20 protein-coding genes and 2 pseudogenes are annotated in these 24330 nt (G+C 61.0%); 17 read left to right on the forward strand and 5 right to left on the reverse strand.

What is annotated here, in order from left to right:
* Positions 1-43 precede the first annotated feature (43 nt).
* From moaA to DIE22_RS34525, 8 genes are all read left to right on the forward strand, one after another.
* Positions 44-1165, forward strand: a complete 1122-nt coding sequence (moaA, locus tag DIE22_RS34490) for a GTP 3',8-cyclase MoaA (protein WP_124607188.1) — start codon at positions 44-46, stop codon at positions 1163-1165.
* Positions 1166-1210: 45 nt separating this feature from the next.
* Entirely contained in the window at positions 1211-1774 is a 564-nt protein-coding gene (locus tag DIE22_RS34495; protein ID WP_124607189.1) for a molybdenum cofactor biosynthesis protein MoaE, read from the forward strand.
* A 61-nt stretch (positions 1775-1835) separates the two neighbouring features.
* Positions 1836-2093, forward strand: coding sequence for a molybdopterin converting factor subunit 1 (gene moaD, locus DIE22_RS34500; protein ID WP_124501631.1), 258 nt, complete (start codon positions 1836-1838; stop codon positions 2091-2093).
* Positions 2094-2430: 337 nt separating this feature from the next.
* The gene (locus tag DIE22_RS34505) at positions 2431-3039 is read left to right on the forward strand and encodes a glutathione S-transferase family protein (protein ID WP_124607190.1); all 609 of its coding nucleotides are present in this window, start codon (positions 2431-2433) and stop codon (positions 3037-3039) included.
* 153 nt (positions 3040-3192) lie between these two features.
* The gene (locus DIE22_RS34510) at positions 3193-4074 is read left to right on the forward strand and encodes an NmrA family NAD(P)-binding protein (protein WP_124501629.1); all 882 of its coding nucleotides are present in this window, start codon (positions 3193-3195) and stop codon (positions 4072-4074) included.
* A 46-nt stretch (positions 4075-4120) separates the two neighbouring features.
* Positions 4121-4579 carry a MarR family winged helix-turn-helix transcriptional regulator gene (locus DIE22_RS34515; RefSeq protein WP_124607191.1) on the forward strand — a complete coding sequence of 153 codons (459 nt, stop codon included), beginning with the start codon at positions 4121-4123 and terminating at the stop codon, positions 4577-4579.
* A gap of 525 nt (positions 4580-5104) precedes the next feature.
* Positions 5105-7690 carry a bifunctional aconitate hydratase 2/2-methylisocitrate dehydratase gene (acnB, locus tag DIE22_RS34520; RefSeq protein ID WP_124501627.1) on the forward strand — a complete coding sequence of 862 codons (2586 nt, stop codon included), beginning with the start codon at positions 5105-5107 and terminating at the stop codon, positions 7688-7690.
* Between the two features lie 305 nt (positions 7691-7995).
* Complete coding sequence (locus DIE22_RS34525) at positions 7996-9345, forward strand: IS4 family transposase (RefSeq protein WP_124607192.1); 1350 nt, start codon at positions 7996-7998, stop codon at positions 9343-9345.
* A 224-nt stretch (positions 9346-9569) separates the two neighbouring features.
* On the opposite strand, the gene DIE22_RS34530 is transcribed toward DIE22_RS34525, so the two are convergent.
* Both DIE22_RS34530 and DIE22_RS34535 read right to left on the reverse strand, forming a co-directional pair.
* Positions 9570-11126, reverse strand: coding sequence for an ATP-dependent endonuclease (locus tag DIE22_RS34530; protein WP_260426841.1), 1557 nt, complete (start codon positions 11124-11126; stop codon positions 9570-9572).
* A 652-nt stretch (positions 11127-11778) separates the two neighbouring features.
* Positions 11779-12366: a J domain-containing protein gene (locus tag DIE22_RS34535; RefSeq protein WP_185640759.1), complete on the reverse strand. Its 588-nt coding sequence runs from the start codon at positions 12364-12366 to the stop codon at positions 11779-11781.
* 663 nt (positions 12367-13029) lie between these two features.
* Between DIE22_RS34535 and DIE22_RS34540 the strand changes: the two genes are divergently transcribed.
* Positions 13030-14358, forward strand: a complete 1329-nt coding sequence (locus DIE22_RS34540) for an ImmA/IrrE family metallo-endopeptidase (RefSeq protein WP_124607194.1) — start codon at positions 13030-13032, stop codon at positions 14356-14358.
* 406 nt (positions 14359-14764) lie between these two features.
* Here DIE22_RS34540 and DIE22_RS34545 read toward each other — a convergent pair whose 3' ends face one another.
* A complete protein-coding gene (locus DIE22_RS34545) occupies positions 14765-15568 on the reverse strand; it encodes a hypothetical protein (protein ID WP_124501623.1) in 804 nt (267 codons plus the stop codon).
* A 380-nt stretch (positions 15569-15948) separates the two neighbouring features.
* Between DIE22_RS34545 and DIE22_RS34550 the strand changes: the two are divergent.
* The 6 genes and pseudogenes from DIE22_RS34550 to DIE22_RS34575 form a co-directional block, all read left to right on the forward strand.
* A pseudogene (locus tag DIE22_RS34550) lies at positions 15949-16399 on the forward strand (transposase); the annotation flags it as partial.
* A 345-nt stretch (positions 16400-16744) separates the two neighbouring features.
* On the forward strand, positions 16745-17062 hold the full coding sequence (locus tag DIE22_RS34555; protein ID WP_124607195.1) for a hypothetical protein: 318 nt from the start codon (positions 16745-16747) through the stop codon (positions 17060-17062).
* A gap of 64 nt (positions 17063-17126) precedes the next feature.
* Positions 17127-17378 (forward strand): DUF1488 domain-containing protein, encoded by a 252-nt coding sequence (locus tag DIE22_RS34560; RefSeq protein ID WP_124607196.1) that lies wholly within the window; start codon positions 17127-17129, stop codon positions 17376-17378.
* 594 nt (positions 17379-17972) lie between these two features.
* The gene (locus DIE22_RS38425; RefSeq protein WP_185640760.1) at positions 17973-18128 is read left to right on the forward strand and encodes a hypothetical protein; all 156 of its coding nucleotides are present in this window, start codon (positions 17973-17975) and stop codon (positions 18126-18128) included.
* Between the two features lie 196 nt (positions 18129-18324).
* Positions 18325-18588, forward strand: a pseudogene (locus tag DIE22_RS34570) (DUF1488 domain-containing protein); the annotation flags it as partial.
* Positions 18589-18694: 106 nt separating this feature from the next.
* On the forward strand, positions 18695-20293 hold the full coding sequence (locus DIE22_RS34575; RefSeq protein ID WP_124607199.1) for a SagB/ThcOx family dehydrogenase: 1599 nt from the start codon (positions 18695-18697) through the stop codon (positions 20291-20293).
* A 304-nt stretch (positions 20294-20597) separates the two neighbouring features.
* Here the strand turns inward: DIE22_RS34575 and DIE22_RS34580 are convergent, their stop codons facing one another.
* Positions 20598-21521, reverse strand: a complete 924-nt coding sequence (locus DIE22_RS34580; RefSeq protein WP_124607200.1) for a LysR family transcriptional regulator — start codon at positions 21519-21521, stop codon at positions 20598-20600.
* Positions 21522-21588: 67 nt separating this feature from the next.
* Here DIE22_RS34580 and DIE22_RS34585 point away from each other — a divergent pair, with 67 nt between their 5' ends.
* Together DIE22_RS34585 and DIE22_RS34590 are read left to right on the forward strand one after the other, a co-directional pair.
* Positions 21589-22206: a LysE family translocator gene (locus DIE22_RS34585; protein ID WP_124607201.1), complete on the forward strand. Its 618-nt coding sequence runs from the start codon at positions 21589-21591 to the stop codon at positions 22204-22206.
* A gap of 215 nt (positions 22207-22421) precedes the next feature.
* Positions 22422-23546, forward strand: a complete 1125-nt coding sequence (locus DIE22_RS34590) for an aminotransferase (RefSeq protein ID WP_124607202.1) — start codon at positions 22422-22424, stop codon at positions 23544-23546.
* Between the two features lie 88 nt (positions 23547-23634).
* Here DIE22_RS34590 and DIE22_RS34595 read toward each other — a convergent pair.
* Positions 23635-24330: PLP-dependent aminotransferase family protein (locus DIE22_RS34595; protein ID WP_148093206.1), on the reverse strand; the 696-nt coding region annotated here is incomplete at its 5' end.

A 24330-nucleotide genomic window follows, 5' to 3' on the forward strand; every position in this document is an offset into this window, starting at 1 on the left:
CGGCGCATACGCGGCCGATCGGCGACGCCGTTCCGCTCATTTCATGCAGGCCGACGAACCGATCGTGAATGCCATCGTTTCCGCCGCGCCGGCCGCCGCCGCGTCCCGTGGCGCATCGCCCGGCGCCTTCTCCCGCCCGCTCGACACGCTCGCGCGGCCGCTGCGCGATTTGCGGCTGTCCGTCATCGACCAGTGCAATTTCCGCTGCGGCTACTGCATGCCGCGCGACAGCTTCGGGCCCGACTATGCGTTCATGCCGTCGTCCGAGCGGCTGTCGTTCGCGCAACTCGAGAAGATTGCCCGCGCGTTCATCGCGCTCGGCGTCGAAAAGATCCGACTCACCGGCGGCGAGCCGCTGCTGCGCCGCAACCTCGAAGCGCTGATCGAACGGCTCGCGACGCTGACGACCGTCGATGGCAAGCCCGTCGAAATCGCGCTGACCACCAACGGTTCACTGCTCGCCGCAAAGGCACGCTCGCTGCGCGAGGCGGGCCTGTCGCGCGTGACCGTGAGCCTCGATGCGCTCGACGATGCCGTGTTCCGCCGGATGACCGACACCGACGTGCCCGTCGCGCGCGTGCTGGCCGGCATCGAGGCCGCGCACGCGGCCGGGCTCGCGCCCGTGAAGGTCAACGCGGTGATCGAGCGCGGCGCGAACGACGACCAGATCCTGCCGCTCGTGCGCCACTTCCGGCATAGCGGCGTGGCGGTACGCTTCATCGAATACATGGACGTCGGCGGCGCGAGCGCGTGGTCCGGCGACAAGGTCGTACCGGCCAAGCGGATGCGCGAGTTGATCGAAGCAAGCTATCCGCTCGTGCTCGTCGGCGAACCGGGACACGATGCCACTGCAATCCGCTGCCGGCACATCGACGGCGCGGGCGAAGTCGGCTTCATCGCGAGCGTGTCGCATCCGTTTTGCGGCACGTGCTCGCGCGCCCGCGTGTCGGCGGACGGCCAGCTTTATACGTGCCTGTTCGCAACGCAGGGCACCGACCTGCGGCCGTGGCTCGACGATCGCGCATCGATCGACCACCTCGCCGACGCCGTGCGCGATCGATGGACGCGGCGCGACGACCGCTATTCCGAGCGGCGGGCCACGCGTGCGGCCCGGCCGTCGGGCAAGACCTATCCGACCGTGCGCATGTCGCTCGTCGGCGGCTGACGGCTGCCGCGCGAAGCGGCCCGCACCGCTTACTGGAGAACCGTCATGACGACTTCCACCGAATCCCGTGCCGCGCCACCCGACGATCCGCCGCGGGACGGCAGCCATCCCGAACCTGCCGCCCCGCACGGCGTACCGCCGCCGGCGATTGCCGCCGGCTTCGAGGTGCGTGTGCAATACGCGGCGATCGACGCCGGTGCCGAGATCGCGCCGATCGCTCGCAATCCGAATGTCGGCGCGGTCGTGAATTTTCTCGGTGTCGTGCGCAACGAAGGCGACGTCGACGACGTGATCGCGCTCGAAGTCGAGCACTATCCGACGATGACCGAGCAGGCGCTATGGAGCATCGTCGAGGAAGCCAGCGCGCGCTGGCGGCTCGAAGCGGTCAGGATCGTGCATCGCGTCGGGCGCATTCCGCTCGGCCACGCGGTCGTGATCGTCGTGGTGGCCGCCGCGCATCGCGCGTCGGCGTTCGATGCGTGCGAATTCATCATGGACTTCCTGAAGACGCATGCGCCGTTCTGGAAGAAGGAGATCCGGCACGACGGCGCGTCCGGCTGGGTCGAACCGAAGGCGCATGACGATCAGGCGATGCGGCGATGGGGATGAACGTGCCGGCCAATGCCTTGCCGATTCCGCCGATTCCGCCGATTCCGCCCGGGACCTCACGATGAAACTGACGATCAAATACTTTGCGAGCATTCGCGAACAGTTGCATACCGACGAGGAAGTCGTCGAGATCGATGCGCATGAGGTCACCGTCGACGCGCTGCGCGGCACGCTCGCCGCGCGCGACGTGCGCAGTGGAGAAGCGCTGCGGATGGACCGGCCCGTGCGGGCGGCCGTGAACCTCGAGATGGTGACGGGCGGGTTCGTCGTGCGGGAGGATAGCGAGGTGGCGTTCTTTCCGCCGGTGACGGGCGGGTGACGGGCAGGCATCGGACGGCGCGCGCGACCGGCAAACGGCTTGCAGCCGCGCGTTTGCGACGTACCTTGCAAGCGTGATCTGCAGTTTTCCCGCTGAAACATCCGCGGCAACGTCCTGAACGTCCCGACGCCGATCGAGGCCCTGGCAGCCCGTATTTCGATCGCAAGATCCCGATGCAGGCGCTCGCCGATCCACCTGCACCCCGCGCCGAGACTTGAATCGTTCACGCACTGCGACTGACGTGCGAAACTGAGCTGCGCCTGTCCGCCGTGGCGACACGTCCGCACGGTTCGCACGGCGCCCCGGCCCGCCCTGAAGATCAACCGGAGACCCGCTCATGGCAACCCGTCTTTATGGAGCACGAACAGGCAACTGCCGAAGGGCAGCCATTGCGCTGGCGGAGGCCGGCATTGCGTATTCGGTGAGCCAGGTGGACCTGAGGGCGGGCGAGCACAAGTCCGCCGCGTTCCGGGCACTCAACCCGCGCGGCCTCGTGCCCGTCATGGTGGAAGACGGCAATACAGGCCCCGACCTGGTCCTCACCCAATCGAACGCGATCATGTTCCATGCGGCCAGGCGCTCCCGGGAGCGCCTGGCGCCCGATCAAGGCCGGCAGTCAGCCGTGTTCCTCGATCGCCTGTTCTATTTCGTCACGGAAGTGATCGCGGCCAACGGCAGCGCGTTCGCGCTCGCGCAGCAAGGCGACGAGCCAGGCGCCCGGTTGCTGGCCGGCCGCTCGCTCGACGCGCTCGTTCAGGCCGAGCGATTCCTGACCGACAGCCCGTATATCGCCGGCGATACGTTCACGCTCGCGGACATCGCCGCATACACGAGCGTCTTCGCGGTGACGCAGGATCTCGACTGGTCCGCGCTGCCCCTCCTCCACGCGTGGTACGCGAGGATCGGTGCGCGGCCCGGCGTCGTCCGGGGCATGGCGGCGTTTTAGCCGGCGCACGGCTCCAGGCCCCGCAACGCGCCGACACGTTTCGACCATCACCGTACTGGTATCGCCCCGAATAAAAAACTTGCACATAGGAGCATATGCTCCTATCCTGACTGACAGGAGCATATGCTCTTAATTTCACGGAGGGATTCAGCCATGAACGAAACATCGATTCTTGTCAGCGGCGCAACCGGCCGCACCGGCGGTGCAGCCATCGACGAACTGCTGCGGATGGGCAAGCGCGTCCGCGCATATGTGCGCTCGGACGACGACCGCGCGGCCGCGCTGCGCGCACGCGGCGTCGACATCGCCGTCGGCGATTTCACCGACATCGATGCGATCCGCGCCGCGATGGAGGGCGTCAGCGCCGCCTACTTCCTGCATCCGATCGCACCGGGCATTCTCGGCGCCGCGGCCTATTTCGCGCAGGCCGCGAAGGAAGCCGGCGTCGGCGCGATCGTCAACATGTCGCAGATTTCGGCACGGCGGGAATCGACCAGCCACGCGGCGCAGGATCACTGGGTGTCGGAGCGCGTGTTCGACTGGTCGGGCGTCCCGACGACGCACCTGCGCCCCACCTTCTTCGCGGACTGGCTCGTGTATCCGCACTTCGCCAAGGAAATCCGGGCCACGCAGAAGATCGAGTTTCCGTTCGAGGACGGACGCCACGCGCCGATCAGCTCGGACGACCAGGGCCGCGTCATCGCACACCTGCTGGCGAACCCGGCCGGCCACGGCGGCCAGACCTACACGCTTCACGGCCCGGTCGAACTGAACCACACGGAGATCGCCGCGATGATCAGCGAAGTGCTCGGCATCAAGATCGAATATGCGCCGACTTCGATCGAGGTGTTCAAGCAAAAGATGGAGCAACTGTACAAGTTCCCTCCGTTCCTCGTGCAGCATCTCGTCGAAGTCGCCCAGCACTATCGGGAAGGCGTGTTCCGGGGCACCAACGATGTCGTCGAGAAGATCACGGGCACCCCCGCGCTGTCGGTGCCGGCCTTCATCGAGAAGTACCGCGGCGCTTTTGCGTGACAATGCGCATGAAGCCGGCAATCGGCCAACGTCAAGGAGAAGGGAAATGCGGGCGAAAAGCCAACCCATCGGTGTGGATCAATGCAATTGCTTTACCGTGAGGAAGGCCGCCCGTCAGATCTCGCGTCTTTACGATGCGCATCTCCAGCCGTCCGGCCTGCGCATCACGCAGTTCCTGATCCTCGCAACGTTGAACGAGAGTGAGAGCGCATCGGTCAATGCGCTGGCCGAGCACCTCGACATCGAGCGCACGGCGATGGGAAAGATGGTCGGCGTTCTGGAACGGGACGGCTTCGTCACGATGCGGCCGTCCCCGGAAGACGGTCGCATTCGCATCGTCGAACTCACGCCGGAAGGAACCACGCTCTTCGAACGTGCCGCACCGCTGTGGCGTGAAGCGCAACATCGGTTCAGCACACTGAACGGCGCGGAAAACGTGGATGCGCTGCGTCACAGTCTCGTGGAGATGAAAGTCGGCACCGATGCTCCGTCCATTCCGGAGTGACGGGCTTTCAGGGGGCTCCGACCATTGGGTCGCCCCCGTCTCGAGCACCGAAAACGCCCGCGCACATCGATCACGAGGTTCGCGCCCCCTGCCCGCATGAACCGAATGCCGCTCGCGATCGCGCCGAACAGGCGGCGCAGGCCATTGGGGGCCCGCGCCCGCCTTTTCGCATGGCGGAATCCCGACCCGGCAGGGCCTGGGCTACGTTGACAGGCGCCGCGGGTCCCGGCCGAGGCAGCTTGCCGCACCAGCTTCCCGCCCCCCCATCAGTTGCCGGCGTCCCCCGCGCAGCTCGCCGCGCCCAGGCTCCCGCACACACGACCGCGTTCAGCCCGCCGGTTGCGCCGCCCGCGCAACCCGCCATCCGATACCGCATCAGCAACTCTTATATAAGACATAAGACATTTGACGCCTGACCATATTGCGATTAGAATCCCGTCCAAGCAGTGAAGCAGTGTCCGGAACAGCAGCCTCGGCGTGCCTGGAAAGCCCTTCCCCTGAAACGCAATCTCAGCAGGTCCCCCCATGCTTGAAAACTTTCGTGCTCACGTGGCCGCCCGCGCCGCGCTCGGTATTCCCCCCCTGCCGCTGACGGCTCAGCAAACCGCCGAACTGGTGGAACTGCTGACGAACCCGCCCGCAGGCGAAGAGCAGACGCTGCTCGACCTGATCACCCACCGCGTGCCCGCCGGTGTCGACGAAGCCGCCCGCGTGAAGGCCGGCTTCCTGGCCGCCGTCGCGAAGGGCGAGACGGCCTGCGCGCTGATCTCGCGCGAACGCGCGACCGAACTGCTCGGCACGATGCTCGGCGGCTACAACATCCAGCCGCTGATCGAGCTGCTGTCGGACGACGCCGTCGCGGCCGTCGCCGCCGACGCACTGAAGAAAACCCTGCTGATGTTCGACCAGTTCCATGACGTGAAGGAACTCGCCGACAAGGGCAATGCGCACGCGAAGGCCGTGCTGCAGAGCTGGGCCGACGCCGAATGGTTCACGAGCCGTCCGGAAGTGCCGGAAAGCCTGACCATCACCGTGTTCAAGGTCACGGGCGAAACCAACACCGACGACCTGTCGCCTGCGCCGGACGCCACCACCCGCCCGGACATCCCGATGCACGCGCTGGCGATGCTGAAGAACGCGCGCCCCGGCATCACGCCGGAAGAAGACGGCAAGCGCGGCCCGGTCAAGTTCATCGAATCGCTGAAGGAAAAGGGCCACCTGGTCGCCTACGTGGGCGACGTGGTCGGCACCGGCTCCTCGCGCAAGTCGGCCACCAACTCGGTGCTGTGGTTCACCGGCGAAGACATCCCGTTCGTCCCGAACAAGCGCTTCGGCGGCGTGTGCCTCGGCGGCAAGATCGCCCCGATCTTCTACAACACGATGGAAGATGCCGGCGCGCTGCCGATCGAACTCGACGTGTCGCAGATGGAAATGGGCGACGTGGTCGAACTGCGCCCGTACGAAGGCAAGGCGCTGAAGGACGGCAACGTGATCGCCGAATTCCAGGTCAAGTCCGACGTGCTGTTCGACGAAGTGCGCGCCGGCGGCCGCATTCCGCTGATCATCGGCCGCGGCCTGACCGCGAAGGCGCGTGAAGCGCTGGGCCTCGCTCCGTCGACGCTGTTCCGCCTGCCGCACCAGCCGGCCGACAGCGGCAAGGGCTTCTCGCTCGCGCAGAAGATGGTCGGCCGCGCATGCGGTCTGCCGGAAGGCCAGGGCGTGCGTCCGGGCACGTACTGCGAACCGAAGATGACCTCGGTCGGCTCGCAGGACACCACGGGCCCGATGACCCGCGACGAACTGAAGGACCTGGCGTGCCTCGGCTTCTCGGCCGACCTCGTGATGCAGTCGTTCTGCCACACCGCCGCCTATCCGAAGCCCGTCGACGTGAAGACGCACCAGACGCTGCCGAACTTCATCAGCACGCGTGGCGGCATCGCGCTGCGCCCGGGCGACGGCGTGATCCACTCGTGGCTGAACCGCATGCTGCTGCCCGACACCGTCGGCACCGGCGGCGACTCGCACACGCGCTTCCCGATCGGCATCAGCTTCCCGGCAGGCTCGGGCCTCGTCGCATTCGCGGCCGCCACCGGCACGATGCCGCTGGACATGCCGGAATCGGTGCTGGTTCGCTTCAAGGGCAAGATGCAGCCGGGCGTCACGCTGCGTGACCTGGTCAACGCGATTCCGCTGTACGCGATCAAGCAAGGCATGCTGACGGTCGCCAAGCAAGGCAAGAAGAACATCTTCTCGGGCCGCATCCTCGAAATCGAAGGCCTGCCCGACCTGAAGGTCGAGCAAGCGTTCGAGCTGTCGGATGCGTCGGCCGAGCGTTCGGCCGCCGGTTGCACGGTGCACCTGAACAAGGAACCGATCATCGAGTACCTGAACAGCAACGTCACGCTGCTGAAGTGGATGATCGCGCAGGGCTACCAGGATCCGCGCAGCCTGCAGCGCCGTATCGCGGCGATGGAGCAGTGGCTGGCCGACCCGCAGCTGCTGTCGCCGGATGCCGACGCCGAATACGCGGCCGTCATCGAGATCGACCTGGCCGACATCCATGAGCCGATCGTTGCGTGCCCGAATGACCCGGACGACGTGAAGACGCTGTCCGACGTCGCCGGTGCGAAGATCGACGAAGTGTTCATCGGCTCGTGCATGACCAACATCGGTCACTTCCGTGCCGCGTCGAAGCTGCTGGAAGGCAAGCGCGACATTCCGGTCAAGCTGTGGGTCGCGCCGCCGACCAAGATGGACCAGAAGCAGTTGACGGAAGAAGGTCACTACGGCGTGTTCGGCACGGCCGGCGCCCGCACCGAAATGCCGGGCTGCTCGCTGTGCATGGGCAACCAGGCACAGGTGCGCGAAGGCGCGACGGTGATGTCGACGTCGACCCGCAACTTCCCGAACCGCCTGGGCAAGAACACGAACGTGTACCTCGGCTCGGCGGAACTGGCGGCGATCTGCTCGCGTCTCGGCAAGATCCCGACCAAGGACGAGTACATGGCCGACATGGGCGTGCTCAATGCGAACGGCGACAAGATCTACCAGTACATGAACTTCGACCAGATCGAAGACTTCAAGGAAGTCGCCGACACCGTGCAGATCTAAGCATGCGGTCGAGCTGTGGCGGGTTGCACCCGTCGTAGCGACACGCGATGGCGCCGCGGGCTGAATGCCTGCGGCGCCATTTTTTTGGTTCTTCGTGAATTTCCGTGGACGTCGCTTGCCGATCCTCGGCGGCCATTCACCCGACGAGCACGGCCGACCGCTTCCGAACGGTAAGCGCATGCCGTTATACACATCGTGACCAGCGAATCGCGGCCGCGAAAGAACACGCTTACTTTCAATGACGTAGAGCAGCGCTTGTAAACTGTCGGCGGATGGCGTCTACTCTCCGCTTTTGAGCGGATGCCTTGGTCACCGAATCGACGCGCTGGACACAAACGGAATTCGAGCAACTGGACCTTGGCGACGCGCGCCTGAACAAGCGAGCGAGGCTTTTGATGGAAAGAATGGCGGCCGATCCGACGGCCAGTGTGCCGCAGGCATGTCATGGCTGGGGCGAGACGATAGCTGCGTACCGCTTCTTCGACAACGACAAGGTCCAGTGGCATGCGATTCTGGAGCCACATTGGCAGCAGACGCAAAAGCGGATGCAAGCGCATCAGGTCGTGCTCTGTCTGCAAGACACCACCGAGCTTGATTTCAACGGTCAGGGGGCGATCGGACTGGGGCCGTTGACCTATGAGGCGCAGCGCGGGATGTTTGTTCACCCGACCTATGCGGTGACGCCGCAGCGCGAGCCGTTGGGTATTCTGGACGCGTGGATGTGGGCCCGCGAGAAGAAGGACGAATCCGGCCAGCGTGACGGCCCCAAGGAAAGTTTGCGTTGGATCGAAGGCTACGAGCGCATCGCCGAGATGGCGCCGGACATGCCATCGACCCGCCTGGTGTATGTGGCCGACCGTGAAGCGGATCTGATGGCGTTGATGGAGCGCGCCGATGCGCTGGGCAACCCGGCCGACTGGCTGGTACGTGCCGTGCATAACCGCTGTCTGCCTGAAGGCGATAAGTTGTGGGAGCGCGCCACGCGCGGCGAAGCGGTGGGCGAAATCACCTTCACGATGGCCGCGCGCCAAGGCGTGAAAGCGCGCACGGTGCGCCAGCGCCTATGGCTGCAGCGCGTGGCGTTGCCCGCGAGCAAGGGCAAAAGCATCGCAGCAACGTGCCTGGTCGCGCGCGAGTTTGACGCGCCTGCTGGCGTCAAACCGATCGAATGGCGCTTGCTGACTAACCGTGCGGCTGCCACGCTGGATGAAGCGATCGAATTGATCGAGTGGTATCGGGCGAGATGGGAAATCGAGATCCTGTTCAACGTCCTGAAAAACGGCTGTCAGGTCGAAGAGCTGCAGTTGGGCACGATCGAACGAGTCGAGCGTGCGTTGGCGCTGTTTCTTGTGGTGGCTTGGCGTGTGACCTATCTGATGAGGCTGGGCCGGACCTGTCCTGATTTGGACGCGCATCTGTTCTTCGATCCCGATGAAATCCGGGCCGCCCACTTGCTCACGAAATCGCGTAGGCCAGCGCAACCCAAGCTCAACGACGTGTTGCGCTTGGTCGCACGCCTCGGTGGTTTCCTCGCTCGCAAGGGCGATGGCGAACCCGGCGCAGAGACCATCTGGAAGGGACTCACGAAAGTTCATATCGCCGCGGAAACCATCCGCCTATTGCGCGACGACGGCGGTGACGAGACTTGCGTATAACGAGATGCGGTAAGCGAACGTCCACGACTGCATCATTGCCGGCTAGGTGCCTCAAGCGGTTCGGTTACCGGGTAGGAGCGACGGACGCTGCGCGCAAGCGCGACAGGTTATCGCGCATCCAGCCTTCAATCCCGCAGGGACGGATATCAATCAAACTGCTCCCGCTCCTTGCCCGCGATCCAGTTAGGATGTTTTCCACTCTATATTTCATGGGCATCAATCGCTCATGAAAGCTGATCCTCGACCAGTTTTATGAGCGGTGCAAAATCAGCTGGAAACGCCGCACAAATAGTCGCGGTGAGGCGTTCTAGGCACTGTTGCTTCGACAATCCAACGTGTTGCGAAATCTCATAGAATTCATTGTGTTTTCCCGCTTGCAGCCCATATTCAAGAATTCCCTTAATCGCATCAGGGTCCACCGCAAGAGCTAGCGCGGAAAGCGCGCTTACTTCGATGGCTTTTTGCACGATCCACGCCTCCGGCCAAGTTTCCCCTGGCAGATAGCCTTTTCGTCCATCGTACCAAGTTTTGAATTCGACTCCTGGCTTTTCCGTCATACTTTTTGCGTGACCAAAATTGTCCTTCTCTTTCGCGCGCTGATCGCCGTCAAAAATTGCGAGCGTCGGGTGATCATCTTTTCTAACGTACAATGCGGCGAGTTGGCGAGCGATTGCGGTCGCGGAGCCGATGACTTTGATCGTGACTCTTGTCCTAACGTGCGCTGCGAGCGCGGCTTGCAGCATTGATTGCGCGACCTCGTCCTCCACAAAAATATCAAGTTCCATTCCACCACGTGCGCCCATCTTGGCGAACGCAAATTCTGGTGAAATACCCGCCGTTAGCTTGGTCTTGCCTCCAACTGTCTCGACAAAAAACCGAGCGTCATCGGGCAAGCATTCGAAGATTTCGCGGGAATGTGTCGTGCAAATTACCTGCGTTCCTGTTTCTTTGCATACTTCTTTGAGTTTTCGCATGAACAGCTTCTGCGCCTTTGCATGTAGGCCCAACTCTATCTCGTCCATGACCAACAGTGCTTTCTCTCCACATGAATAAATTGTAGAGAAAATTTCGAATAAGGCGTTTTCGCCAGCTCCCATATTGAAGCCAGAATACGTCAGCCCACCGACTTTAACGAGGGGCAGGCTATATCGTGAGTGCTCCAGATAACGAAAGTCATCATACTTTTTACCAAGAATATAACCTACGGCGTCGCGAACCTTTTCCTCCCACCCCTTGGCTTTCACATCAGCAAAAGACTTTGAGTATGATCGCGACTGACTTCGCTCGTTATGCGGCACAATTCGCTCGATACCGAGAAAAACAACGGTTTTCCGAATGCGACTTGCATAGTCATTCCATTTGCCACCTTTATTCTTGCGGCGGATTTGGTAGCCAAGCCCCTTTCCGTCGGGATTTTGCTCTGATTTTTTAAAGCTGTCGAGGGCAAATGTATAATATATTTCAATGCCATCAGGGGCTTGTTCTTCTCGATGTTGGATAAAAAAATCGGAAAACGTGTAGTATGGATATTTACGCCTAGGCAATTTGAACGCCGTTTTATTGGCATGATACGCGCAACAAGTCAACGCAAGAATGGTTGATTTACCGGCCCCATTCACTCCCGCAAAGGCGGTAATCGGATAAGTGAATTCGATGTCGAGCGAGCTAATGCCGCGCAGATTTCCTTTTTCTATACGGATTTTACGCAAAAGCACTTTGGACATGTCGCTACCGAACCACTGCCTAAGTTCTTTGTCTATTTGGCTTTCACGATATTTCATGCCTATCCCCAGTATATCTCGTTGGTCTGATTTCTGAACGGCCTTGGGTAATTATTACCTGTAGGCACTAGATTGGGCAACACTGTCTTTCCGCGCCCTCGTCCTGCGGCAGCATTACCGGTACACGGGCGCTCGTACGACTTTCGCCTTAGAGTGGGCCGACCTTGTGACCAAGTTGCTCGCTCACATATATGGCGAACTTCGAAAATCTCTAAAGACCTAGCAACCGTCGCAGTCCCTAGTTTGACCGGCGCGGAGCTATTCGCTGAAAAATCAGTTGCTTACGATCGCCGCATAAAGCAATTGTGGGGTATCCACGTCCGCCGTAAACGCCGGAGCTCCTTCCCCAGTGAAAACCCTGATCGAGCTTCGAATGTCCATTTCGCATCGACGGACAGTTCGAAAACTGCTGCGCGCGTATCGAGGCGCTGTAGCGCAGTTCGGGGATCGCCGCCGCCAAAACGAAGTCAGCTCAACGGCAGCTCTACGTTCGAATCCGGTCGTTTGACGCGGGCGTTTGAACGGCAGTTCTTGGCCGAATACTGCCCAATTAGCCGTCAATTCATGAAGCAGTCGATCGAAGAACCTCCCCCGAAGATGGCACCGATCGCGGTTGAGTTCCGCGCTCGCAAAACCGGTCACCCACCAGGACTCACGGGCGCAGCCCGAATACGCCGTGCCACAGAGCGCTGAAAAAGTCACTATGCACGTGTTCGTCACTCCTTCGCGCGTCGCTCTTTGGCGCCTGTGTCGCCCTCTTCTCGCATTGCGGCATCTGCTCATCACGCTGCCCGTCCCGCGATGCGCTCGGCTGGCGCGACGCATGCAGTTCGACCACGCTGCCGGCAATGCGCTCGGCGAGTTGAACATCGCAATCACGGCCGAGCAGAACACCGAACACGACGTCGCGGTTGTGCCCTTGTTCGGCGAAGCGCATCGCCCATGCCACGAACCGCGCATATTCCGCTTCGCGCTCCGCCTTCAAGCGCTCCTCTTCTTCGCGAAGCCGTGCGTGACGGAGCATTTCCTCTGCGTAAACGGTGTCATAGACGCGGCGCAGCTCCGGGTTCGAGAGAATCGCGTATGCCTCCTTGATCTCCTGAAATCGCGCATGCGCGTCCGCTTCGCACCCGACGTTGCGGTCGGGATGCGCTTTCATCGCTGCCTTTCGGTAGCTGCGCTTGATTTCCTCGTTGGTGGCGTTCTCGCACACACCGAGCAATTCATACATTGTCGTCATTGTGCGTCGGGATGAAAGTCGGATCGCGTTGATCGTAGCATGTCGCCGCCGCGCCAATCCGTCGGGTTGAGAATTCACCACGTTCTGAACACCCTGAGTGCAGGTCAGGGGCGCTTTGGCAGATGACGAAATCCGAATCATTCTCATCGGCACGGCCGTTTGCCGACTGGAACGGCCATTTGCGCGGTCTCCCCACTGGCAAGTTCTCGGCCTGACCCGTCATTCGGTATCGACGTTGGTCAGGCTGCGACTGACCGCTTTCCTGTATCGAAACGATCATCCAACCACCATTTCATTTGCCAGCTGTGACAAGAAGTCGGCGGTCGCAAAGGCTATTCAAGGGGCCAAATACAATCATTGATTTTCGGCAAATACCATGCCTGCTCGGCCAAAGAGGCTGAGCCAAGGCATTCAGCGAAGGCCTAGACAGATACACCGAGAAACCAAGTGACGCCGTCCATATCGTTATCGTCGCCACGGACATCTGCATGTCCGATATCTCATCCACGCGCACTGAAGAGTTCCCTCGTGTATCACCGATGTTCATGGCCAAAGACATACGATTTGCCGACGCGTGAGAGAATCGCTAAAGTTGCATCTAGACTTCGAATCGCCGCGCCGAACCAGACTGTGGCGGCCCCACCTATCTTCGGATTCCGTTAGATGAGCACACTGCAAAATACAACACGGATTGGCGACGAATTCGAGAGACGTATTTTTGAGCTGTTTCGAACAGAAATAGACGCTGAGCGCCTTCCGTTTAAAAGAGAATGCTGCAAGCTTTTTTCAAAAAAAGGCTACCATTCGCGCGATCGCTGTTCGGAAATTGTCTTTGATATTGCAATCGAACTGTACTTTCCCGGGGCGCAGGAATATTCAATGCTGCTCCTCATTGAGTGTAAGCGATACTCACACGCTGTACCGGTTGATGATGTCGAAGAATTCTTCGCAAAGGTTCAACAAGTCGGAGCCGCGAACACAAAGGCTGTGGTGGTCAGTACAGCGGCATTTCAAAGGGGTGCGCTTGAGTTTGCAAAGGCCAAGGGAATTGGCCTTGCACGCTATTTCGGGCCAGAAAATTTTAAATGGGAATTGAGGCGCTCACCGTCAACGACAGTTCGAAGAAACGCTGATTCCAATGAGAATATTGAACTGGGACTTTCCGAGGAAACGTTCAAGAGCTCATCGTTCGATTTCTATTTTCAATCGCCTAGGCGGCTGACTAACTCGCTGTGGGAATTTATTGATGATGCTTTTTCTGACCTTACATCGGCGCCGGGCGTAGCCATAGGAGAATTGAAGAACCTGCGACGCGACTTGGAAGAAGTCGCTTTCGTGGAAAAAGGAGCAATTGAAGAGATGGGTGCATCCGTCCTATCGAGAATCGGCTACGCCGACGGTGAAGTCGCGCTTCAAGAAATCTGCAGGCTGGAGGCTGAACGAACTGGACTCCAGTTGCGACTGAACCACCCAGTGGTCAATTCGGGCGCAGGGCAGGATGCACTAGGACGCATCACGTTTGATCCACCCATCATCGATGTCTACGCGCAACAGGAGCCAAACCGAGGCCGAGAACGGTTCACATTGGCCCACGAGATGGCGCACTACTTCCTTGATCACGGTCGATATCTGGTAAGCGAATCTTGTGATAACGACGACTTCGTTCTACACCGTGCTGGTCTGAATGACGCGGCAATTTCACGCCTCGAATTTCAAGCTAATTACATGGCTTCAAGCATACTCTTGCCGCGCGCCCAAGTTATTGCCGATTTTAACAACCTCCTTCAGACAATCGGGTTATCGGATAAAGGATTCGGCTCGCTGTACGTGGACGATCAGCCGTGCAACATACAAAATTACGATTTTATAACGGGGCGATTGATGCAAAAGTACGGTGTATCTCGTAGTGCGGTTCGAATCAGGCTGGAGACTCTTGACTTGTTGCGAGACAATCGACGCCAAGTCGCTGTGGGAAAAATGTTGCACCGATAGCAGGCCCTCCGAATCTGCAGCGAGTGACTGCTTGCGGACCACGAGATCGGCGAGACGAAGGTCGCAATGGGTCGCGAGCGTGAGTCTGCTCATGCGAGAAGCTCACCGACGGCGATTTGCCGCATTGCTGACGCGAACCCCAGTCTTCGGCAACGTCGGCTTTGGCCAACAAGCGCGTCGCGCATTGGGCGGGTTTCGAAGTGAACCAGCCGTTCAAGTGACCACTGCACGGCTCAGGCGAGAGGCAGAAATTGGCCGCATGGCGACGTTACCGCATTGCAAGGTACGGCAAAACCGGGAAACCAGGTGATCCGTCGATATTTGTAGGCAGTAACCGCCCGACGAGGCAACGGACTACCGCTCATAACTCAGCCACCGCCGACAATCTGCTTAAGGTCAACTTCGGTCAGGGCTTCACATTCCCTTGCCTGGAGCCGATGGCCGCGGCAATGCGGCTTTGCGCAGCGACGAGTTGGTCATCCGTGGTCGCCACCAGCCACAGACGTGCCTGCTCCTCGATTTGGCGGTTGTGGTCCTTCAACGGGCCCATCGCGGCAGCGGCCTTCCAGACCACCGGGGCGATTCGGCTTTTCCTGCCTGACGGCGCGCCTACCAGCAGGCAGTAAGGTCCCAGCGGGAGCGATACAAACGGAAGTGCCGGACTGGCACGCACGCGCCAGTCGATGAAGGGCGTGTCGCCGATAAGCAGCGGCATGGGCAAGCTGTGGAGCACACTGAAATCGTACAGCGCCAGTTGCTCCCGCATGCCGGCGTAAATACGCCGGATGTCGTCGACAACCGCCGCGCGGATCTCGTCATCGAACATGGGTTCCTGCGCGTATCGGGCAAACGCCTTTCGAGCCTCCCATTGATATGCGCTGAACAGGCCAATCTCCACGCAGTCCTGCACTGCGCGCTGGACATCCGCTACAGAACCGGCTTCCTCCGGCGTACTCAACTGCGCGGCCCGCAAAAACCGGGCAAGTCCAGCCTCCTGGATCGCAGGACCCTCCGCAGATGCATCGTCTTCAGCGCCCTTGCCAAGGGGCACATAGATATATTTCTCGGCCGCGAAATGCGACTTCTTGCCCTCGTCAAACCTGATTTCGCCATCAACGCAGTCCAGATAGCGAGTCCCGATTCGACCATGCTCCCAAACCCAATTTTTCAGGAGCGGACGTAGTGGATGCAGTCTGTCGTGATCGGTCATGGAAGCCTCCAGGTTGCCCAGTATAGTTCCAAGTTGTCGATTGTTTCGTGGAGGACATGGCGATCAATCGAACCACTACCGCCATTGGAACCCGCGCAGCCTCAACGGCTGTTTAACCGGATATCAGTGGCCCCGTGCCTACGCGCTGAGCGGCAAGTGCTCGGCCTTTGCAGGCGTTCACGTGTCGGCCGCGGTAGGTCGACTTGACGCTACCTTGCGGACGTTCGGCTGATCATCTGCACCGAACGTCTGCTGTCAGGCTCAGCGAATAGGCACTTTCGACCCGTTTGAGACGTCCAACGCGATGCGCCGGAACGGCTGTTCGGGCCGGGAAAGAGGCCATCGCAAACTCTGCTCGGAAGGCCGTTCTCGGCCCGGGAGCGACGTCCATTCGTGCGGTGGGGTCGGGTCAAAACACGACCCCACCCCCACCGATCGTGCGCGACCAGTACAAAGCGCCACCTCCTGACGGATGCGCACGGCATTCTACTGTCACTGATCCTGACTGGCGCCAACCGCAACGCGACGTCACCCAACTGCTGCCGCTGATCGAGGGGTGATTCCTCCGATCCGTGGCAAACGTGGTCGTCCCCTATCCAAGCCCAGCATCGTGCAGAGTGATCGCGGATACGACCACGACAAACACCCCCCTACACGCCGTCGGCATCGCCACGGAGGTCGCCCGCCCGGGGCCAGCCGCACCGCAGCGGCCTTGGCAAGACCCGAACGATCGCCTGGTTGCACAATTTCAAGCGACAGCGAGTTGGCTTCGAGAGACTGGCCATCATTCACGAAGCCTTCCTGAAAATCGCTTGCTGCATCATATGCTGACGCCATCTCATAAAAGTCATGAAAGTCATTTTGTTAGGGCTCTAAGCGCGTATGCTGGGAATGCCGCCTTGGCACGCAACGCACCAGGAGCAACACCATGGCCAAGAGTCAACTACGCAGCACTCGCGAAGCGAAAAAGCCCAAGCAGCCCACGAAGCCGTCAGTGCCGGCAACCCCGTTCAGCACGGTTCATCCGCGGGTTGGGAACGAAGGTGTCGCCAAGAAGAAGACGTAAATCGGTTGGCCGCGGACACGCGGCACGGTGGTCACACGCAACTTGTAACGCTCACCGCAGGAAATTGATATCTCCACATTGAAAGCGCAGACCGCTTCGGGAGGCGCATCATGATCCATCACAACTCAGACCCCACTTTTCGCGGTCTTCCGCTCACGGCCGAGCAAGACTCGGAAATTCGTCACTACCTGAGCAGGAAGGCCAAGCTGGGCAAGCCATGGAATACCCCCGAGCTGCGCGGGATGCTTGAGGACATGCTGCTGCCGCCAAGTACGGAGGACGACAGCCAGAGCGACATCCCGGGCGACGCGTTGACCGCCGCAGAGCGCGCAGCCGCGTTCGTCGATCAGGACATGGAGCCAATCGAGGCGTATGAGGAATTGCATGCCGCGATGGAAGCCGAGAGCATGAAAGGCAATACGCACTAGCGGCTCCGAGCTGGTAGTGAGCGTGCAACCCGGTCCATCAAAGGCGTAGAACGAAGGACGACACATGGCACTCAGTTTTTCCAACCCCAGCCGCAGCTATGATGGGACCAGGCATGGCGTGTGGTTCTGGGGTTACGACAACACACGCGAGATTACCTTCTTTGTGGAAGACCGCGTACTGATGAATTTCGATTCCGCTCTCGGTTCTGACGAAGCCGGGGTGCTGGCCTCCTTCGACCGGCATCGCAATGAGATCCTGAAGATCGCCATGACGCTCTATGCCAAGGGGCCGCAGACTCTCTACACGCTGCACTAAGAAGCTCTTATGCGCGTCGCCATTCCGGTCCATGACACATGGCGGCACGCGCTGGATAGAGAGTGTTGGTAAAGCGTCAATGTTGCGAGGCGTTGCCAAATGGCATCGCGAACAGACGATGTAATGTTTTTATTGGGGGCGACCGATGGGAATCGGAATAGAGATCCTCATCGGCGTTACCAAAACAATCCAAAATTGAGAACAAATGCGACGCAAGCATCGAATCAGCGGCACGCACAGCAAGTTGAGCGCGGCAAGCGCAAGCAAGTCGAAGCTCGAAGCGACGGCGCCCATCATCAATTTAATACGCGCAATGCGACTCAAATCACGGGATAGTGCGTCTGATAAGCGTCAGTCGCGAGACTGCTGAAGAGCAGTCACCAGAAGCCGGCCAGGCGCCGGCTTTTCTTGTCTGGCGTGATAGAAATTGGTCGGAACCCAAGCGGAGTGGACAGACTCTATTCGACCACCGGGCTGGGGGAAACGCTGATTTGTTCCCGGTTCCCGCGGTACATGGGGCGGGCGCGATGCCGGCTTCCGTGAGCGCATCACCTATAATTGAAAAGGTGGTTGCGACCCAGCAAGGAGGCTGCCATGACTCAGTCAATGATTGCCTTTGTGGTCGGCCTGGCGGTCATATTGGTCGTCGCGTTCATGCTGGCGCAACGATACATGCGCGACTACAAGGGCGACGCGATGGTTCAGTGGCTCGATGCACATCACATGGGTTGGATGCACCGTAAGCATTGACGGCGCGGTAACGATGCGGTTCCGATCCCGCTCTTGCAAAGCAGTGGCTACGGTTGCGCGCCCCGCTGAACAAGCCGCCGCGCGCGCCTTGGCACTGAAGCTCGCGGACAGCGAGCGCGCCCAGAAGCAGCGCGAAAGTGACGCTCGTGTCAATGTCAACGCGAGCAAGTGGCGTTATATCTGTCAGGAGGGTTAGATCGGAAAAAGTGACGTGACACTCAACTTTCCTAATCCCAGTCGCACCTACGACGCTTCCAGACACTGTGTGTGCTTCTGGGGCTACGACGATTCTCGCGAGGTTACCTTTCTGGTCGACGATGCGATGCTGACGAAACTGAACCCCAACATGGGTTCTGGCGAACCCGCCTTGCTTGCGGCCTTCGACCGCAACCGCGACCGGATTCTGGGACTCGCCAGAGACCTTCATCAGGGTGGTCCCCAGAACCGGTACACGATCTCGCGAGAGGGGCCCCCCTTTGCGCGGGCATTGCACGTACGCCTTCTGTCTGACCTGCACTAGCTGTAGGTTGTCTGCTCGCGTCCGGACCCGCTAACCTGAGGGGGACATGGATCGCTTAAAGCATGCGTTGCTTGAATATCACGAACGCAGCAAGCACCGTCTCGACTTCTACGCTCCTGGCCCCGGGGGGCTTGACTGGACAACCCAGCCGGACCCATTCCGGGAGTTTCACGGCGCACCGCGCGTTGGTCTGCCGTTAGCTGCGGACACCCTGGCCACGCGCTACAACGAGTTACGCTGCGGCGCTCTGCCGCCCGCGCACAGATTCGATGTATCCAATCTGGCAATCCTGTTCGAACTCTCGCTCGGCTTGTCGGCGTGGAAATCCTATGGCGCCCAGCGGTGGGCACTGCGCTGCAACCCTTCGAGCGGAAATCTGCATCCGACCGAGGGCTATCTTCTGTGTCCAGCTCTGCCCGGCATGTCCGCAGGCATCTACCACTACCTGAGCCGGGATCACGCGCTTGAATATCGCGCTGCGGTGGACGAGTCGCAATGGACTGAGGCGTTTTCGGAGAATGGTGTCCTGGTCGGCATAAGCTCGATCCACTGGCGCGAAGCGTGGAAATACGGCATGCGCGCCTGGCGCTATTGCCAACAGGATTGCGGCCACGTCATAGCCGCGATGAGTTACGCAGCAGCAGCGCTCGGCTGGCAGACGCGGTTGATGGAGGCGGCTGCGGATGATGCCGTGGCCGACTTGCTTGGAGTGGACCGCCGCGAAGATTTCAGAGAAGCCGAAGCGGAGGCGCCGGATCTTTTGCTCTGGATTGGCAACCCTGAGACGCGGCCCGATCTCGAGAGCATGCTGACCGCTTTGGATCGGGCACAGTGGCACGGACGTGCGAATCAGCTGAGTTCGGGACATGTGAAGTGGCCGGACATCGATTCGATTCATCGCGCAACCTACAAGCCCCGTACTCGTGAAGCACCCTCGCCGAATCCGGAGCCGTATTCGTCGCCAGCGGCGCCAGCCCTCGATCTCAGCTTCGCCCGGATCGCCAGACAGCGTCGCAGCGCGGTGAATTTCGATGGCACGACGCGCATCAGCGACTCGGCCTTTTTCGGCATGCTGGCGTGCCTGTTGCCACATCCCGACACGCCGCCGTGGAATGCGCTGATGTCTCCTACCGCAGTGCATGCGGCGCTGTTGGTGCACCGTGTCGACGGCCTGGAGCCGGGCCTCTATATGCTCGTGAGAACTTTGGGAGCGCTGTCGGATCTCAAGCGGTCTCTGCGTCCAGAATGGCTGTGGCAAAAGATCGGGCCGGACCATCTGCCGCTCTATCTTCTACTGCCTTACGATTTGCGCGCGGCGGCAAAGTTGATCTGCTGCCACCAGGATATCGGCGCTGATTCCTGCTTTGCGCTGGGGATGATCGCGAGATTCGAAATAGCCTTGAAACAACCATGGCGATATCGCTATCTTTTCTGGGAATGCGGCATTCTCGGCCAGACGCTCTATCTCGAAGCTGAGGCCGCCGGAGTTCGCGCCACGGGGATCGGCTGTTTTTTTGACGATGAAATGCACACGCTACTCGGAGTGAAGGATCACAGCTGGCAAAGCCTGTATCACTTCACCGTCGGTGGCGCCCTGGACGATCAACGCCTGTCCGCAGTTCCGTCGTATGAGGTTCAGCCTTGAGGGGAGAGCCCCACATCTCCTTGGCCGATCGCCGCCTCAAAGCACTAACGCTCGAAAGCGGTCGTTCGTTGCCGTTGACGATTTGCCGGGAATGACCGCAAAGGCCGATGACGCAGCATTCGCTATCGTGAACCGAATGGCCGCTTCCTGAGGTGGAACTGACGCCTGAATGTCCGAGTGAAGGTGCGGGCGAATGACGCTTCATGGCCGAACGCCGACGTTCCTCCCCGGGTGTTCCCCCGGAAATCCGCGATGAACCATTTTTTCGGTATCGCCGGCGTCGCGCAACGATCCGGCTCACACGTCAGACCATCGTCCTCAACCAGTCGAGCAGATCCGACTGCGCGCTGCCGTCCTTCACAGGCTCCGGCGTCAGCAGACAATAGTGCGAGCCGTCTTCGACGAAACCCATCGGCGCGACCAGGACACCGCTTTCGAGATCGTCGCGCACGAGATGCCACGGACCGATCGCGACACCCAGCCCCGCAACAGCCGCCTGAAGGCTGAAATAGAAATGGTCGAACACCTGCCCGCGTCCGCCGCCCGCCGGCTGATGCGCGGCCGCCGCCCACGCCTTCCATGCGTCCGGCCGCGTCCGGGTATGCAGTCGCGGTGCGCCCCGCTTCAACGCGCGACCGTCGCGACTGCCGGAAAACCACGTATCCACGTTATCCGGCCGGCACACCGGACCAACTCTTTCCGTGAACAGCTGCTCGGCGTGATAACCGTCGGGCCACGCAAAGTCGTTGCGGCGGATCGCCATGTCGATACCGTGGTCGAACGAGAACGGGCCGCCCGCCGCGGCGAGATGGATATCGACGCCCGGATAGGTCGCCTGGAAGTCCGGCCAGCGCGGAATCAGCCAGCGCATCAGCAGCGTGGGCTCGCACGACAGCACCCAATGCTGCGCACGGGCCGCCTCGGTCCGTAACTCGTTTGCGGCCTGTCTCATCAGATGCAGACCGTCATGGACGGCCTGCGCCAGCTTGCGGCCCGCATCGGTCAGGAAGACACGACGACTGCGCCGCTCGAACAACGCCACCCCCAGATCGTCTTCGAGCAGACGCACCGCCCGACTGACGGCGCCGTGCGTCACATGCAGTTCATCGGCGGCACGGCTGAAATGCTCATGGCGCGCCGCCGCTTCGAAGCAGCGCAGGGCCATCAACGACGGCAGATTGGCGCGAACCTCATGTGAGTCAGACTCACCATTCTGGTCAGAAATCATCGTTTTTCCTGATGAACCTTGATCCCTAATATTGACGCATCACGATGAACTTCAAAAGGACGATGCAATGACGGAATGGATAGTCGTATTCACCATCACTTTGCTGGCCGTCATCAGCCCGGGGCCGGATTTCGCGATGGTCACGCGCAACAGCCTGATGCTGTCGCGCCGGTCGGGCTTGCTCACCGCGTGGGGGATCGGACTGGGCGTGACGGTACACGTGAGCTACACGCTGCTCGGCGTGGGCCTGCTGATCCGTCAATCCCTGTGGCTCTTCGATGCCGTCAAGCTCGTCGGCGCGATCTACCTGATCTACCTCGGCGCGAAGATGCTCGCGGCCAAACCCGCTGACGGTCGGCCCGCGACGCAGGCCGCGCCGCTGTCGGATCTCGCGGCGCTGCGCACCGGTTTCCTGACCAACGCGCTGAATCCGAAAACCACCGTGTTCATCGTCAGCCTGTTCATGCAGGCCGTCCGCCCCGGCACGCCATTGTTCGTGCAGATCGGCTACGGCCTGTTCATCGCGCTGGCGCACGCGGGCTGGTTCAGTCTGGTGGCCGTCTGTTTCTCGGCCGAGGCTGTCCGTGATCGTTTGCTGTCCTTACGTCACTGGATCGACCGCACCTTTGGCGTCCTGCTGGTCGGCTTCGGGGTAATGCTCGCCGTTGCGCGCGGCAGTCGCTGATCGACGCGTGGCCGGTCAACGTCAATCCGGCAGCAACGCCCCGCTCGCCCGTCCCGGTATCGCATCGCGGCCGGCAATCATCGCCATGCGCTGCCTGGCTTTCTCGGCTCACACCATCCAGATATATAGATTTTTAGTCTACTATGGACAATTCATTCTTAAAGGCAGATACTTGGCAGCATCGCTTTCAAGGCCAACCCGAGAAAGGAACAACCATGAAGATCAAGGAATTCGGTGTCGAACGCTGGATGGACCTGCACGAGAACCACTGTACGTACAACCTCGCGGAAACGTGCGTCGAATCGCTGACCGTCGATCAGCTGCTGACGATGACCGACAAGCAGGACACGCTGCTCGACGAGCTGCGTCCGATGAAGCTCACGTACGGCGCGATCGAAGGCACGCTGCGTCTGCGCGAAGCGATCGCATCGACCTACGCGCGCCAGTCGGCGTCCAACGTGATCGTCACGCACGGCGCGATCGGCGGCAACGCGCTCATCTATGAAACGCTGGTGGAGCCGGGCGACACGGTCGTGTCGGTGTTGCCGACCTACCAGCAGCACTACTCGATTCCGGAAAGCTACGGCGCGAACGTGAAGGTGCTGAAGCTGCGCGAGGAAAACGGGTTCCTGCCGGATCTCGACGCGCTCGCGCCCCTCGTCGACGACAAGACGCGCCTGATCGCGATCAACAACCCGAACAACCCGACCGGCTCGCTGATGGACGAAGCGCTGCTCGGCAGGATCGTCGAGATCGCGAAGCGCCGCGGCGCGTATGTGCTGTGCGACGAAGTCTATCGCGGCACCGATCAGGCCGGCAGCGGCTACAGTGCATCGATCGCCGACCTGTACGAGCGCGGCATCAGCACGGCGAGCATGTCGAAGACGTATTCGCTTGCCGGGCTGCGCCTTGGCTGGATCGCCGGGCCGGTCGAGCTGATCCACGCGGTGAGCGTCCATCGCGACTACAACACGATCAGCGTCGGGATGATCGACGACTACCTCGCGACACTCGCGCTCGAGCACCGCGACGTGATCATGCAGCGCAATCACGACATCGTGCGCACCAACCTCGCGATTCTCGATGCATGGGTCGAGCGCGAGCCGGCGATTTCGTGGGTCAAGCCGAAGTCGGGCACGACGGCGCTGCTGAAGTACGCGTTCGACATGCCGTCGCGCGCGTTCTGCACGGAACTGATCGAGGCAACCGGCGTGATGTTCACGCCGGGCAGCGCGCTCGACATGGAAGGCTATGTGCGGATCGGCTATGCCAACAGCCGGACGGTGCTCGAGCAAGGGCTCGCGCGCGTGTCGGCGTTCCTGCGCACGAAGGCCGGCTGATCGCCGCGCGCCGATATCCGGGCCCGCGGTTCGGCCCGGATATCGGCATCAAACAGGCCGGTGCATGCGACGCGCACCGGCCTTCGTTTCACCGCATGCACGATGCCGCCAGCTTCCCCACCGCGATCACCGCCTGCTCGATCTCCGGCGACCACGGGCTGCTGTAGTTCAGCCGGATGAAGTTCCGGTAGTTGTCGGTGATCGAGAACATGTAGCCCGGCCCGATCGTGATCCCCTGCTCCAGCGCGAGCTGGTACAGCCGCATCGCATCGACCTGCGCCGGCAACTCGACCCACAGCACGTAGCCACCCGCCGGGCTCGAGATGCGCGTGCCCTCCGGGAAGAACCGCGACACCATCGCACGCATCAGGTTCGCCTGCTGCGCATACGCCTTGCGCAAGCGCCGCAGGTGATGCTCGTAACCGTCGCGTTCGAGAAACTCGGCGATCGCGAGCTGCGGCAGCGACGGCGTCGCCAGCGTGTTCAGGAACTTCAGCTTCTCGACCTGATCGCGATACCGGCCCGGCAACGCCCAGCCGATCCGGTAGGCCGCCGTCAGGCTCTTCGAGAACGACGCGCAGTGCAGCACGATCCCGCTGCGGTCATAGGACTTCAGCGTGCTCGGATGCGACTCGCCGAAATACAGTTCGTTATACACACCGTTCTCGATGATCGGCATGTCCGCTTTAGTTGCGAACTCAACCAGTTCGCGCTTGCGCTCGTCGGGCATCTGGAAGCCGAGCGGGTTCTGGAAGTTCGGCATCACCATGCATGCGGCGATCGG

The organism is Burkholderia sp. Bp9142, from assembly GCF_003853415.1.
Lineage (GTDB): Bacteria > Pseudomonadota > Gammaproteobacteria > Burkholderiales > Burkholderiaceae > Burkholderia.